Origin of the sequence: Lentibacillus amyloliquefaciens, from assembly GCF_001307805.1 — a bacterium.
Lineage (GTDB): Bacteria > Bacillota > Bacilli > Bacillales > Amphibacillaceae > Lentibacillus > Lentibacillus amyloliquefaciens.
The window spans coordinates 1,233,715-1,247,091 of record NZ_CP013862.1; the positions used below are offsets into that span (position 1 = coordinate 1,233,715).

Here is a 13,377-nt window from a genome sequence, read left to right on the forward strand (position 1 = left end):
TTCACCTGTTTTGTCCCTATACTTTATTATCTTATGAGGATTCATCGGATAAGATAACAAAATTTATGAAAGCATAAAGCAAGGTACGACTTTCGCACCTTGCTTTATCATGATGATTAACCCTATCATATTTGAGTTTAAACGGCTTTGCTATGCTCTACCAGAAACTCAATTGATTTTCTTGATTTGAGTTCTTCTTTAAGCGCATCAGTGTTGCCGCCCAGCATCTGCTTGAGCTGTTCAACTTCAGTGCCGTACATAGACGCCATATTGCTCAATTCTTTGTCAACATCTTCGTCTGACACTTCCAGATTTTCAGCATAGAAAATAGCCTCAAGCGTTAAATTGGTTTTAACACGCTTCTGTGCATCTTCACGCATCTGTTCTTTCAGGGCGTCTTTATCCTGACCTGAGAACTGGTAGTACATATCCAATGTCATACCCTGCATTTGCAGACGCTGTTCAAACTCCTGAAGCATGCGGTCGAGTTCACTCTCAACCATTGCTTCCGGAATTTCCACCTCAGCGTTATCTGATGCTTTTTCAATCAATGTTTCCTGTTTCTTATTCTCAGCATCCTGTTCTTTTTGACTTTGCAATTCATCTTTTTTCTTTTCTTTTAATTCATCAAGCGTTTCAACTTCTTCGTCAACATCTTTGGCAAATTCATCGTCTAGTTCAGGTAGTTCTTTCGTTTTAATATCATGAATTGTCACGCTGAACACCGCTTCTTTACCTGCCAGATGCTCAGCATGGTAATCTTCAGGGAATGTCACTTTGACTTCGGTTTCTTCGTCTGAAGACTTTCCAATTAATTCTTCTTCAAAACCTGGGATGAATTGACCTGATCCGATTTCAAGTGAATAATCTTCACCTTTTCCGCCTTCAAATGCTTCGCCATCGATAAACCCTTCAAAATCCATTACGACAGTGTCGCCTTCCTCAATGTTCCCTTCTTCTTTCACAATGAGTTCGGCATGATGTTCACGCTGATGCTCCAATTCATGATCAACATCTTCATCAGTTACTTCAACTGTTTCTTCTTCAACTTCCAATCCTTTATAGTCACCAAGCGTGACTTCCGGCTTAACATTCACAGTTGCTTTAAAAATTAAATCTTTCCCTTTTTCAATCTGTTCAATGTCAACGTCCGGTTGTTCAATTGGTTCAATTTCTGTTTCTTCTACAGCTTTTGTATAAGCATCAGGCAAGACAATATCTACAGCATCCTGATACAAGGATTCAACGCCAAAGCGGGATTCAAATAATTTACGAGGTACTTTCCCTTTACGAAAACCAGGGACTTGAACATCTTGTACAACTTTTTTAAAAGACTGGTCCAATGCTTTATCAAATTCGTCGGCACTGACCTCAATTGTCAGAACACCTTGATTTCCTTCCTGTTTTTCCCATTTTGCTGACATACCATACCCTCCAAAATCTATTATTCCTTTAATTATAACGGTTCATTACAATATCAATTTATAATGAGCAAATTTGCACCAACTCATTATAACATATATATACCGCCTTTCAACCATAACACGTTTGACTGCTTCAAGCTTCAATGATGGTGGAATATAAAGCTTCACACATTTTTATTTCATCCATATATTGGATTATTTTTCGATTATCATGCTCGCGATTCCTATTATGTATATCTAAATAATTTTCCCCAATTGCCGTTAAAGCCTCAGCTATTGAATCAGCATCTTCGACAGCAGGCATCATGGGATACCTGACATAGAGATAATGGCTCAATAATTGGTCCATTAAGTTGAATAATGTCGGGTTCTCATGTTCCAACTCACTGATAATCCCAGTATCTGCTGCATTGCCGGATGATCTTCTAAAGCAGGTAGGTGTTCAGGTGTTATTGTCTGCTTTACCCCAAGTTTATGTATAATCACTTCTTCTGAAATACTTTTATCTTTCAGCCATAGAAATATAGCTGTCTTTGTCACCGGGTGCACACGATTATCAGTCAAGAGTGCCATTATTTGCTCAGTTGGCGTCATATCGATTTTGCGAATTTGTTCAACCAGCGTATATTGATGTGCATGATTCTCTTCTTGGACCGCCTTAAATAAATCGTTTATATATTCCGGTGCTTTTTCGTCTCGTATATCACGGCGCATCTTTTTGCTCATGTCGAATAATTGCCGGAATTGCTCTCTTATTTCCTCCGGTAAAGCATCAGTTTCCAGCTCCTGTTCTGCCTGGTTCATAAGTAGCTCATACTGGCTCGTCTGGAATAAAATCGTTAAGTAGATATGCACATAATGATAATAATGCACATCTTTTTGTAATAACAATGCTTCGCAAAAATCCTGCGCCTCTTTAAATCGATTCAGTTCCATCAGGCACATTAGTTTACCGATGTTCACTTCATGATTTTCATTCCCGAAAAGAAGCAGCTGATTAAGCTTTTCAAGTGCTTCTTCATATCTTTTCTCTTTGAGTGCCTTTAGGCTTTCTTCTTCTAAAACTTTACGCCATTTTGGAAAAAGCACGACATTTTCAGAATGTCTGGCCATAAATTCCCTCCTTTCAATTTTAAATAAAAGAATGTTTACCTTAAAAGATGTTAACCTTCACCATACAAATTAACTAATAATAGATAGCAATTCCCTTGAAAAGACAAAATAAAACCTGTTATCCATTGATGTTTTAAACTTTATATTATCATATGCAATGCCTCTTTCGCCATACTATTGACAAATCAGTTGAAAATGCATATAATAATTCTTGTCCGATAAAAGAGTATTTATCCATCATGCGGGTGTAGTTTAGTGGTAAAACCTCAGCCTTCCAAGCTGATGTCGTGGGTTCGATTCCCATCACCCGCTCCATACATATTCTGTCCCAGTAGCTCAGCAGGATAGAGCAATAGCCTTCTAAGCTATGGGTCGCAGGTTCGAATCCTGCCTGGGACACTTGATTAAAAAAGCCTGGTATCTTCTATAAGATACTGGGCTTTTTCTATTCGTCAGACTAAAGACGTATTTATAGATATTTCATCAAGATGTTCTCCATCGACCGTATAGAAGCGAACATCAATGCTATTGAGCGTATCCCACTCCATCATGATATACGTTTTTTCTGTTCTTCCCCTGGGCAGAAGGACACTTCCCGGATTTAAAAGCAGCTGATTGCCGACTTTTTCTGCAGCTGCAGTATGTGTATGACCGAAACAGACAACCTGTGCATGCTGCTCTTCAGCTCGATATGCAATCGCAAGCGGATTTGATTTGACCTGATGCAAATGGCCATGTGCAATAAAAAACGTCAAGTTGTCAACAGTACTAACCTGTTCTTCCGGAAATCTGGCATCGGTATCGCAATTTCCCGCAACTTTAATGAACCCTTTCAATGCCGGGTCATCCATTTCCAGTTCAGAATCGCCGCAATGAATTTTATAATCCGCATTATGCCGGCTGTTTATCACAGCAAGCTCTTCTGTGGACCCATGACTGTCACTGACAATTAATACGCTTGGCATACTATCACCTCATCTGTTTACTGCAAATGTATAACCCAATCTTCTAATTTTTTAATGGCATCGCTCCGGTGGCTGATTTTATTTTTTTCCTCAGGCGAAAGCTCTGCCATTGTTTGAGTATACCCGACAGGTATAAAAATCGGATCATAGCCAAAACCGTTTTCTCCTGCCTGGACAGTGGCAATCTTCCCTTCACAATATCCTTTTTTGAATATTGTCATCTCTCCGGGCACTGCTACCGCCAGAATACATACAAACCGCGCAGATCGCTCGGTACTCTCCTGCAGTTCATGCATGACCTTATCGATATTCGCCTGATCATCTTTTGGCTCACCGGCATATCTTGCAGAAAAAATTCCCGGCCGTCCGTCAAGTGTATCAATCATCAATCCGGAATCGTCAGCCAGAACAGGTATCTGCATTGATTCTGAAATCTGTTCTGCTTTCAGTGCCGCGTTTTCTTCAAATGTTGAACCGGTTTCCTCAATATCATTAATTTCTTCCTGCAATTCCAGCAATGAAATGGCGTTAATGCCATATTTTTCAAAAAATGATTTAAACTCATTTGCTTTTCCTTTGTTTTTCGTAGCAATAACCAGTTCCTTCATGATAAATCTTCCTTCGTTTGAATCGTTTCACCGATGCGGTCAGCGCGTTCTTTCAGGATTGATTTTTGAATTGTATTTAATTCCTTTGCGCCCTCATTGGCCAGTCCAAGCATCGTTTGCAGCTGGCTGCCTGTGAAAGTTGCTTCTTCCCCGGTTCCCTGGATTTCAATAAACTCGCCTTCTCCTGTCATAACGACATTCATATCCACAGACGCTTCGGAATCCTCCTGATAGTTTAAATCAAGCAGTTCTGTGCGATTTTGTGTAATACCAACAGAAATAGCTGCCAGAAAATCAGTTACAGGCATTTTTTTGATTTTCTTATCCTCAAGAAGTTTATGAAAAGCTAAAACCACAGCTACAAATGCACCGGTAATCGATGCTGTTCGTGTCCCGCCATCAGCTTGAATAACATCACAATCAACCCATACGGTGCGTTCCCCGATTTGGTTCAGGTCGACTACTGATCTTAGTGCACGTCCGATTAGCCGTTGGATTTCCATTGTTCTTCCGCTCACTTTTCCTTTGGAAGACTCCCGGATATTACGCTGCTGTGTAGCTCTTGGCAGCATTGCATATTCCGCCGTTATCCATCCTTTTCCCTGGCCGCGCATAAAAGGGGGCACCCGGTCTTCAATACTTGCATTGCATATAACTTTCGTATCCCCGAATTCAATCAGTACCGAGCCTTCAGGGTGTTTAATATAGTCTGGCGTAATGGTTACTTGCCGAATTTCATTATTATTTCGTTGATCATTTCTCAATGGAACCCTTGCCTCCTTTATTTATCCCGCATGTAACGGGCAGTAATATCCTCACTTCAAGATTATACTGTAAAACCAGGAAAGTTAAGTGAAGGTAAACTGCCCGTAGATGTCCGATTCTGCTCAACTAACAATCAGAGTGGGGATGAAGAATCCCCACCACTGACTGAAGTTTAGCTTTATGCATCCATGGTTATCCTAACATATTTTTTCCTGTCAGACATAAATTATTAATACCATTCAAAAGAAAAAAAGACTGCCGGGCACAGTCTTTCTTAGCTTTACCAGTCTCCTGCAATTATAGTTTTTCAGTCGAAAAGAATGATTGAGTTGTTACCGGTTCCGTATAGGGTTCCCCATTTTCATTAAACAGCGTCTCGACATCTTCTACTTTAACCTCAACCGCTTCAACTTCCTCATCCTGGGTTAAGGTGCGTACCAACGTTTCCATAACTTCATTGGAAATAACCGCATTATCTGACTCCTGCAAAACACTCTGATTAAAGACCACTTCAAGCACACCTTCATTTAAACTCGGGTCAGTAGTCAGCTCTGCAGAATTATTGAACACATGCTGTAAATTGGTATCAGCGTCAGGCCCTTCCATTAAAGTCTGCACCATTGAACCATATAACCCGCTTTCCTCCACATTTATATGCTGTGTCACAGGGACAAAATACTGATTGTCGCCTTGAGCTGATGGATAATAAAGCGTGACAGGTTTACTTTCTAATAAATCAGCTCCAGATTGGACCAGGTTTATGCCATTAACCCTTGAATAACCTTCACCAATCGGTGTTCCGTCAACAGGCATTGTATTTTGTGGCTTACCATTAATACGCAGTTTCAAATTATCAACACTGTCAAATTGTGTTACCGTGAATGTCATCGCCTGTAATATTTTCAACTCATTTTCTGCCTGGTAATTTTTAAATTCATCAGAAACATCGACTATCATGGTTCCGCTGTCTTTCAAATTTAACTCCAGAATTTGAGTTCCTGCCGGCAGCACAGCCTGAAAGCCATTAGGCAAAAGCGAAGAAACCGGTCCATCTTTTACAAGATATTCCAATGCCTGTTTGGCTACTTCATTGGATTCCGGCTGTGGAAGTTGCAGTGTCTGGGAAGCTACCATCCCATTTGAATCAAGCAAATAGAGCTGTCTGTCAACTGGGTCAGATGCTGCATTTCCTTGATCTTGATTTTCTTGATCTTCTTGGTTTTCTGTATTTTCATTTTCCTCGGTATTTGCTTCTTCTGCTGCATTTTCATCCATACCGTCCCCTGCTTCAGCATCCTGCGGCGGGTCCATTTCTTCATTATCTAAGGATTGCTCTCCCTGAAAACACCCGGCTAATATAATAGTGAGAAACACCGTTAGGCCTATTAGCAATCGACTGCGCTTCTGCATGTTTTTCCCTCCTGCGATGGTTTGTACTATTATATATACGAGCTCATCAGAAATTTAGACCAACCTGTCTATAAAAAATTAGAATTCTTTTTGAACCTGCCCATTCAAAAAGAATTCTAATTAAGGATTGGAAATAATTGCCTTTTCAATCATGACCGACTGAAAAGAATCAGATGATTCCCTGAATATACCTTCAGTGATTTTTGCAAACATCGCCATATCACCTGTTGTATAAAATTGATGTGCCGGCGTCTCTCTTCCTCCATTTAAAAGATCGTTAAACTCCAGAATGGTGCTGGCTTCACGTGCTGTTTCTTCACTCGATGAAATGAGTGTTACTTCGCTTCCGATAATCGTTTGTATCGTATCTTTAATCAGCGGGTAATGGGTACAGCCAAGAATCAACGTATCAATGTCATTTTTTGCCTTTAGCGGCTCAAGTGACTTTGCTGCAATGTCCTCAGCTTTGTGACCGGATAAAATGCCCTGTTCAACCATCGGAACAAACAACGGACATGGCAGTGGGCTGACTTGGATATTGGCGTTTATGCCTAGCAGCGCCTCTGTATAAGCATTGCTTCTGATTGTACCTTCTGTGCCAATTACACCAATGTGATTATGTTTCGTACTTTTAATAGCTGCGCGTGCCCCGGGATTAATAACGCCGATCACCGGGATGCTTAATTGGGTCTGCAGCTCATTTAAGGTAAATGCAGTTGCTGTATTGCATGCAATCACAAGCATTTTAATATCTTGATGAAGAAGAAAGTCCACCATCTCCCACGTGAATTGTTTCACTTCATCTTCAGACCTTGGACCATATGGACACCTTAACGTATCCCCTAAATAAATTAAATTTTCCCGCGGCAACTGACGCATCAATTCATGAGCGACTGTCAGTCCTCCAACACCGGAGTCGATAACACCTATTGCCTGATTCAAAAAATCGCCTCTTCCAGTTGTTAGTTATCATTTACTTGGTGCATTTCTTCGTACAAATGCGTTAACATTTCATTCAAAGCTTCTGTCTGGTCAATTGAAGAGTTTTCCAGTACCTCACCTAAATAGTGCTGACGTTTCTGGATAACTTCCTCTATAATGGTACGCCCTTTTGTCAAAATGTGAATTCTGACGACACGACGGTCACTGGTATCTTTGATCCGTTCCACCAGTTCATTTTTTTCAAGGCGGTCCACCAGATCTGTTGTAGTACTGAACGCCAGCCCGTTCTTATTTGACAGTTCTCCAATTGTTAAATCGCCATCAATCAAAAACTGCAACGCTATGAATTGCGGGGATGTAATCGGATAATGATTCAGTATTTTCCTTCCGTTCTGTTTGATCATGCCGGATATGTATCGTAATTGCTTTTCCAGATTCGCAATTGTTTCTTCTGGTATCTCCTGGTTCAATATGGCGACCCCCTGTGTGAATCCCAATTTTTATATACGTATTCTAACATAATTCGACAAAAATATCAGTTTGGTTCCAATTCTGGTTTGTGTTTTGAAATAGAATTAAGCTTTTTATCTTCGTTACTGATGTAAATTGCGAAGTAAGTGCTATGTTGATTTCCGTTCCGGGCAGTCGCTTTCCACGGGCAACGCTTCAGCCTCCTCGGAAGAAAACCACTTCCTGCTCAGGTCTAGCTGCCCGTTTTCCCGCAGGAGTCGACTGCCCTCCACTCCAATCAACATTCACAAGAAAAGTTTAGTTAAGATCCAAAATAATGAGATTATAAAGCGCAAAACCAGCGTAGGAAATACACGACGACTCCTGCGGGACGGGAGGTATCGGTGAGACCCCGCAGCGCGCCAGAACGAGGAGGCTCACCAGTCGCCCTAAGGTGCGCGGCGTGTATTTCCGAAACGGTAGACGGCGCACCAACTCACACCTAAAGTTACGTCGCAGTTTATCCCGCATCTAAGGTTCAGTAACCCGCCAAAATACGGCGGCTAACTGAACCTAAATGCCCGATTCTGTTCGGGCCAACAGGATGTTGGTTACAAAGGCGTTGGCTATTGACGTGGCGAACTTAGCCTTTGTTCTCATTCAGCGGAAAAGTGCGCTCCGCTAAATGAAGTTTCACTTTATGGATATTGGGTCATCAACAATAATCTTTTAAAAAACTGGCGAAGAAAATAATCAGTTAGAACTACAAAGGTTCAAAATAGTTTGTTGTCATAATATTAAGCAATCAGTAAAATTGTGCTCACCGTTTACGCATTGTTTCATACGCTAATATTGACTAAATAATTTACCCTTCATCTGCAGCTCTTTGACAGCAAGGAGGGGTTATCATTTGAAGGACAACGAATATAAGCCAAAGCAATTATTAACCAGCCGCGAAAAAGAGGTATTTGAGCTCTTAGTACAAGATAAAACAACAAAGGAAATTGCCCAGGAATTGTTCATATCGGAAAAAACTGTCCGAAACCATATTTCCAATTCAATGCAGAAATTGGGTGTCAAGGGGCGATCACAAGCTGTAGTTGAACTTCTCCGCATGGGGGAGTTAAAGCTGTAGGAAAACCGGCTTTCTTTAGAGGAAGCCGGTTTTTGTTTATCCCGCATGCAGGGGATAGAGATCCCCACTGATTGAAGTTTCGTTTCATTAAGTAATGAGCAATTTTTCTTTAATTGATTCTGACAAAGGAATAGGTTTTCCAGTTTCAGAATTTATGTATACCATTCGCCCGCGGCCTGTTAAGCAAATATCTTCCTTGTCATTTACAGCCATATAGTGAATATCAAGTGACGTTTTACCGATATCATTCACTTTAACATATAGCTTAAGACTGTCATCGAAATAAATCTGTCTATGATAATCACATTGAAGGTCAGCCACAATTGGCAAGCCTGAACTGTAATTGCTGTTATCAAATAGTCCAGTTGATTTCATAAATTCAATCCGCGCTTCTTCAAAGTAAATAAATGGCGAAACATTATTCACATGACCAAACATATCCGTTTCAGAAAAACGAATTTTGACAGGAATATAAAACGAAAACCCTGACCGCCATTCTTCCATATTTTCGATATATGAAATATTTTTCAAATCAAGTTCCCCCCTTGTTAAAATGACCCTTACCTAAGCCTGGCAAGGGTCATGATTAATTATTAAGTTTTTATTAATGCGCCTCGTCACTGCCAAAGAAATTTTTGAAGGCTTGAATATTGGTATCACGGTTCATAGCAGCAATCGAAGTTGTTAATGGAATGCCTTTAGGGCAAACCTCCACACAGTTTTGCGCGTTGCTGCAGCCTGCCAGGCCGCCTTCGTCCATTAAGCCTTCAAGACGCTCACTTTTGTTCATTTCACCTGTCGGGTGAGCATTGAACAAACGTACCTGAGAAAGTGCAGCCGGGCCGATGAAGTCTGACTTATCATTTACATTCGGACAAGCCTCAAGACAGACGCCGCAACTCATACATTTTGAAAGTTCATAAGCCCATTGACGTTTTTTCTCCGGCATCCGTGGTCCCGGACCGAGATCATACGTTCCATCGATTGGAATCCACGCCTTAACTTGTTTCAGTGCATCAAACATTTGTTCACGATCAACAAAAAGGTCACGAATTACCGGAAAAGTATCCATTGGCTCAAGCCTGATCGGCTGTTCAAGTTCGTCCACCAGCGCTGCACAGGATTGCCGTGCTGTTCCATTGATTACCATTGAACAAGCACCGCAAACTTCTTCAAGGCAATTCATATCCCATTGAACCGGCGCTGTTTGTTCCCCATCGGCGTTAACCGGATTTCGGCGAATTTCCATTAGTCCGGAAATAACGTTCATACCTGGTTTATATGGAAGTTCAAATGTTTCTTTATAAGGAGAAGAATCCGGACTGTCCTGACGCGTTATAATAAAGGTGACTTTGCTTTCTTCAGCCATCATTACTTACTCCCTTCATGTTCGTTTTTTTGCGTGTAATCGCGTTTACGCGGTGGAATATGCGACACATCAACTTCTTCATAACTAATGACAGGGTCTCTGCTATTTTCATCGAATTGTGCAACCGTTGTCTTCAGGAAGTTCTCATCGTCACGTTCAGGGAATTCTGGCTTGTAGTGTGCACCGCGTGTTTCATCACGTTTTAAGGCACCATTGGTGATTACCCTTGCCAGATGCAGCATACTTTCCAGCTGACGCGTAAACATAACACCCTGGTTGTTCCAGCGGGATGTATCGTTTATGTTTATATTTTCCCAGCGCTCCATCAGTTCCTGAATTTTCTTGTCTGTTTCTTTTAGCTTGTCATTATAGCGGACAACGGTTACGTTATCAGTCATTAATTCGCCAAGTTCTTTGTGAATCTGATAAGCATTCTCTGTACCGTCCATCTGCATCAAGTTCTCAAATCGATCCTGCTCTTCTTTCTCTCTGTCTTCAAACAGTTTTGACGGAAGATCGTCAACATGTTTCTCAAGGCCATCAATGTATTCAATTGCTTTCGGACCAGCTACCGAACCACCATAGATTGCCGAGAGCAATGAGTTGGCACCAAGCCGGTTAGCCCCGTGCTGGGAATAATCACATTCACCGGCAGCAAAAATACCAGGGATGCTTGTCATCTGATCATAATCAACCCACAGACCGCCCATTGAATAATGAACTGCCGGGAAAATCTTCATTGGCATTTTACGCGGGTCATCACCGACAAATTTTTCATAAATTTCCATGATGCCGCCCAATTTAACATCAAGTTCTTTCGGGTCTTTATGGGACAAATCAAGATAGACCATATTCTCTCCGTTAATACCGAGTTTCTGATGAACACATACATCAAAAATCTCCCGTGTTGCAATATCACGCGGCACGAGGTTGCCGTATGCGGGATATTTTTCTTCAAGGAAATACCATGGTTCACCGTCTTTATACGTCCAGACTCTGCCGCCTTCACCGCGTGCCGACTCGCTCATGAGACGAAGCTTATCATCACCCGGGATAGCAGTTGGATGAATTTGAATGAATTCACCATTAGCATACTTTGCGCCTTGCTTATATAGAATACTTGCTGCAGAGCCGGTATTGATCATTGAGTTGGTTGACTTTCCAAAGATAATGCCAGGGCCTCCGGTGGCTATAATAACAGCATCTGACGGAAACGATTTGATTTCATGTGATTGTATATTCTGTCCCACAATACCGCGTCCGGTATTTTCCTCATCAACTATAGCCCCTACAAATTCCCAGCTTTCGTACTTGTTGACTAAGCCTTCAACTTCATAGCGGCGAACTTGTTCATCAAGCGCATACAGGAGCTGCTGTCCTGTTGTAGCACCTGCATAAGCCGTTCGGTGATGTTGAGTTCCCCCGAAGCGCCGGAAGTCTAGAAGCCCTTCCGGTGTGCGGTTGAACATAACCCCATACGGTCAAGCATATTAATAATGCTTGGCGCTGCATCACACATTGCTTTAACCGGCGGCTGGTTCGCGAGGAAGTCTCCGCCATATACTGTATCGTCAAAGTGAATTGCCGGTGAGTCACCTTCACCTTTGGTATTAACCGCTCCATTTATTCCACCTTGAGCACACACAGAGTGAGACCGTTTCACAGGCACAATGGAAAATAAATCAACATTTACACCCGCTTCTGCTGCTTTGATTGTTGCCATGAGACCGGCCAATCCGCCTCCAACAACAATAACTTTACGATTACTCATTTGGATTACTCACTCCTTGTTCTCTGTTTTGAACACACATTATTATACTCCGTACGCAAATTGAATTAATGCTCTAACACCGACGTAACTAAGACCCAAAAATACAATCAGTGTAGCGTATGTAGCAACCTTCTGGGATTTTGGTGATTGTGTAAAGCCCCATGAAACCAAGAAGCTCCATAGTCCATTTGCAAAATGGAAAGTGGTTGAAATAACACCAAGAATATAAAACCAGAACATAAACGGATTGGAAAGAATGTTTTCCATCAGATTATAATCGAGGTCTGCATTTCCAAGACCAATTTGAACACGCGTTTCCCATACGTGCCATGCAATAAATACAAATGTGATAATCCCGGTAATCCGCTGCAATAGATACATCCAGTTACGGAAATAACCATATCGTGTTGTGTTGCCCGTACCGGTCAGGACAATATAAATTCCTAAAATTGCATGGAATAGGATCGGCAGATAAATAACCAGGATTTCAAGTAATAATCGGAACGGCAATTCGTGCATAAATCCCGCCGCCTGATTAAAACTTTCCTCGCCGTATACAGCAAAATGGTTTACAACAAGATGCTGTATAAGGAAAATCCCAATTGGAATTACGCCTAACAGGGAATGGAGTCTTTTGTAAAAAAACTCTCGATGTTCTGCCATGTGTTTACCCCCCTCAGTTGAAATGTTAAATTTGCAGAAGGTACATCTTTCGACAATATACCCCTAATTAATTTACTGTCCAAAAAATGTACAATTTATGACATATTTATTGTAATGCTTACTATGAGAAGCGTCAAGAAAAGGAACAGGACCTTTTGTTAAAATGAAAAAAATTTGCTGAGCCTTCTTGCACTTTGACGCTGTTGCATAGATAATGATATTAAATATTTTTTGGATTAATTTATTTAACATGCATCAGTTCGGAAAGGATGACTTCAATGTCTAAAAATCACGACTCCCTGCCAGTAACATTACTGGATGAGCTCCATACATCCGGAGCGGGATATGATATGCTCCGCTATATCGGGTTACCTGATATATTCGGGGCTGAGTCCAACACGCTTCTCTATTTCATGGGGAAGAACATCGCCAGAAAGCTTGAAATTGAATCGATATCCGATATTGTTTATGCATTCGAAAAGTTGGGCTGGGGCCAATTAGAACTATTTAAAGAGAAAAAAACAGAACTAGTCTTTCAATTAATGGCTGACTCAGTCGTATACCGCCTGAAAGCCCCATTGAATACTGAATTTCGCCTCGAGTCCGGTTTTTTGGCAGAAGCAATCGAGCGGGTTAAAGACCGTCCATGTGAGTGCCGGGAAGAACTGCATAAAAAAATTCATCAAATCGAATTCACTGTTATTTTTACCGATTAATCATTCGGCTTAAAGTGCACAACATAACGTTTTCATTTCTTTAATA

The 13,377-nt window shown here is 41.3% G+C and carries 14 protein-coding genes, 2 tRNA genes and 1 pseudogene; 4 read left to right on the plus strand and 13 right to left on the minus strand.

The annotated features are described in order from the left end of the window. Window positions 1-137: 137 nt before the first annotated feature. The 3 genes from tig to AOX59_RS06175 form a co-directional block, all read right to left on the minus strand. Window positions 138-1,424, minus strand: a complete 1,287-nt coding sequence (gene tig, locus AOX59_RS06170; RefSeq protein ID WP_068443331.1) for a trigger factor — start codon at window positions 1,422-1,424, stop codon at window positions 138-140. A gap of 133 nt (window positions 1,425-1,557) precedes the next feature. After that, window positions 1,558-1,806, minus strand: a complete 249-nt coding sequence (locus AOX59_RS20215; protein ID WP_237049376.1) for a hypothetical protein — start codon at window positions 1,804-1,806, stop codon at window positions 1,558-1,560. After that, a complete protein-coding gene (locus AOX59_RS06175; RefSeq protein WP_068443335.1) occupies window positions 1,773-2,537 on the minus strand; it encodes a tetratricopeptide repeat protein in 765 nt (254 codons plus the stop codon). The genes AOX59_RS20215 and AOX59_RS06175 overlap by 34 nt, the downstream gene beginning before the upstream one ends. A gap of 241 nt (window positions 2,538-2,778) precedes the next feature. Between AOX59_RS06175 and AOX59_RS06180 the strand changes: the two genes are divergently transcribed. After that, window positions 2,779-2,852, plus strand: a tRNA-Gly gene (locus tag AOX59_RS06180). A gap of 10 nt (window positions 2,853-2,862) precedes the next feature. After that, window positions 2,863-2,936, plus strand: a tRNA-Arg gene (locus tag AOX59_RS06185). A gap of 53 nt (window positions 2,937-2,989) precedes the next feature. Here AOX59_RS06185 and AOX59_RS06190 read toward each other — a convergent pair. From AOX59_RS06190 to AOX59_RS06215, 6 genes are all read right to left on the minus strand, one after another. Beyond that, entirely contained in the window at window positions 2,990-3,502 is a 513-nt protein-coding gene (locus tag AOX59_RS06190) for a YfcE family phosphodiesterase (protein ID WP_068443340.1), read from the minus strand. Window positions 3,503-3,519: 17 nt separating this feature from the next. Continuing rightward, the gene (locus tag AOX59_RS06195) at window positions 3,520-4,110 is read right to left on the minus strand and encodes an XTP/dITP diphosphatase (RefSeq protein ID WP_068443343.1); all 591 of its coding nucleotides are present in this window, start codon (window positions 4,108-4,110) and stop codon (window positions 3,520-3,522) included. Beyond that, window positions 4,107-4,874 (minus strand): ribonuclease PH, encoded by a 768-nt coding sequence (gene rph / locus AOX59_RS06200; RefSeq protein WP_068443346.1) that lies wholly within the window; start codon window positions 4,872-4,874, stop codon window positions 4,107-4,109. The genes AOX59_RS06195 and rph overlap by 4 nt, the downstream gene beginning before the upstream one ends. A 298-nt stretch (window positions 4,875-5,172) precedes the next feature. Further along, on the minus strand, window positions 5,173-6,285 hold the full coding sequence (locus AOX59_RS06205) for a GerMN domain-containing protein (RefSeq protein WP_068443349.1): 1,113 nt from the start codon (window positions 6,283-6,285) through the stop codon (window positions 5,173-5,175). Between the two features lie 120 nt (window positions 6,286-6,405). Further along, a complete protein-coding gene (gene racE / locus AOX59_RS06210; RefSeq protein ID WP_068443352.1) occupies window positions 6,406-7,227 on the minus strand; it encodes a glutamate racemase in 822 nt (273 codons plus the stop codon). Window positions 7,228-7,247: 20 nt separating this feature from the next. After that, window positions 7,248-7,697: a MarR family winged helix-turn-helix transcriptional regulator gene (locus AOX59_RS06215; RefSeq protein ID WP_068443355.1), complete on the minus strand. Its 450-nt coding sequence runs from the start codon at window positions 7,695-7,697 to the stop codon at window positions 7,248-7,250. Between the two features lie 890 nt (window positions 7,698-8,587). Here AOX59_RS06215 and AOX59_RS06220 point away from each other — a divergent pair. Further along, window positions 8,588-8,812 carry a helix-turn-helix domain-containing protein gene (locus AOX59_RS06220; protein ID WP_068443357.1) on the plus strand — a complete coding sequence of 75 codons (225 nt, stop codon included), beginning with the start codon at window positions 8,588-8,590 and terminating at the stop codon, window positions 8,810-8,812. 87 nt (window positions 8,813-8,899) lie between these two features. On the opposite strand, the gene AOX59_RS06225 is transcribed toward AOX59_RS06220, so the two are convergent. The 4 genes and pseudogenes from AOX59_RS06225 to AOX59_RS06240 form a co-directional block, all read right to left on the minus strand. Continuing rightward, on the minus strand, window positions 8,900-9,343 hold the full coding sequence (locus AOX59_RS06225; RefSeq protein ID WP_068443360.1) for an acyl-CoA thioesterase: 444 nt from the start codon (window positions 9,341-9,343) through the stop codon (window positions 8,900-8,902). 73 nt (window positions 9,344-9,416) lie between these two features. Then, window positions 9,417-10,181, minus strand: a complete 765-nt coding sequence (gene sdhB / locus AOX59_RS06230) for a succinate dehydrogenase iron-sulfur subunit (RefSeq protein ID WP_068443365.1) — start codon at window positions 10,179-10,181, stop codon at window positions 9,417-9,419. Between the two features lie 2 nt (window positions 10,182-10,183). Further along, window positions 10,184-11,880, minus strand: a pseudogene (gene sdhA / locus AOX59_RS06235) (succinate dehydrogenase flavoprotein subunit); the annotation flags it as partial. A gap of 114 nt (window positions 11,881-11,994) precedes the next feature. Next, complete coding sequence (locus AOX59_RS06240) at window positions 11,995-12,615, minus strand: succinate dehydrogenase cytochrome b558 subunit (protein WP_068443367.1); 621 nt, start codon at window positions 12,613-12,615, stop codon at window positions 11,995-11,997. 278 nt (window positions 12,616-12,893) lie between these two features. Between AOX59_RS06240 and AOX59_RS06245 the strand changes: the two genes are divergently transcribed. After that, entirely contained in the window at window positions 12,894-13,331 is a 438-nt protein-coding gene (locus AOX59_RS06245; RefSeq protein WP_068443371.1) for a YslB family protein, read from the plus strand. Window positions 13,332-13,377: the final 46 nt, after the last annotated feature.

Excerpts from the sequence above, each read along its gene's own strand:
- AOX59_RS06175 (WP_068443335.1), bottom strand. The coding sequence starts at position 2,537 with ATGGCCAGACATTCTGAAAATGTCGTGCTTTTTCCAAAATGGCGTAAA.
- AOX59_RS06190 (WP_068443340.1), bottom strand. The coding sequence starts at position 3,502 with ATGCCAAGCGTATTAATTGTCAGTGACAGTCATGGGTCCACAGAAGAG.
- sdhB (WP_068443365.1), bottom strand. The coding sequence starts at position 10,181 with ATGGCTGAAGAAAGCAAAGTCACCTTTATTATAACGCGTCAGGACAGT.
- tig (WP_068443331.1), bottom strand. The coding sequence starts at position 1,424 with ATGTCAGCAAAATGGGAAAAACAGGAAGGAAATCAAGGTGTTCTGACA.
- AOX59_RS06245 (WP_068443371.1), top strand. The coding sequence starts at position 12,894 with ATGTCTAAAAATCACGACTCCCTGCCAGTAACATTACTGGATGAGCTC.
- AOX59_RS06195 (WP_068443343.1), bottom strand. The coding sequence starts at position 4,110 with ATGAAGGAACTGGTTATTGCTACGAAAAACAAAGGAAAAGCAAATGAG.
- AOX59_RS06205 (WP_068443349.1), bottom strand. The coding sequence starts at position 6,285 with ATGCAGAAGCGCAGTCGATTGCTAATAGGCCTAACGGTGTTTCTCACT.
- AOX59_RS06240 (WP_068443367.1), bottom strand. The coding sequence starts at position 12,615 with ATGGCAGAACATCGAGAGTTTTTTTACAAAAGACTCCATTCCCTGTTA.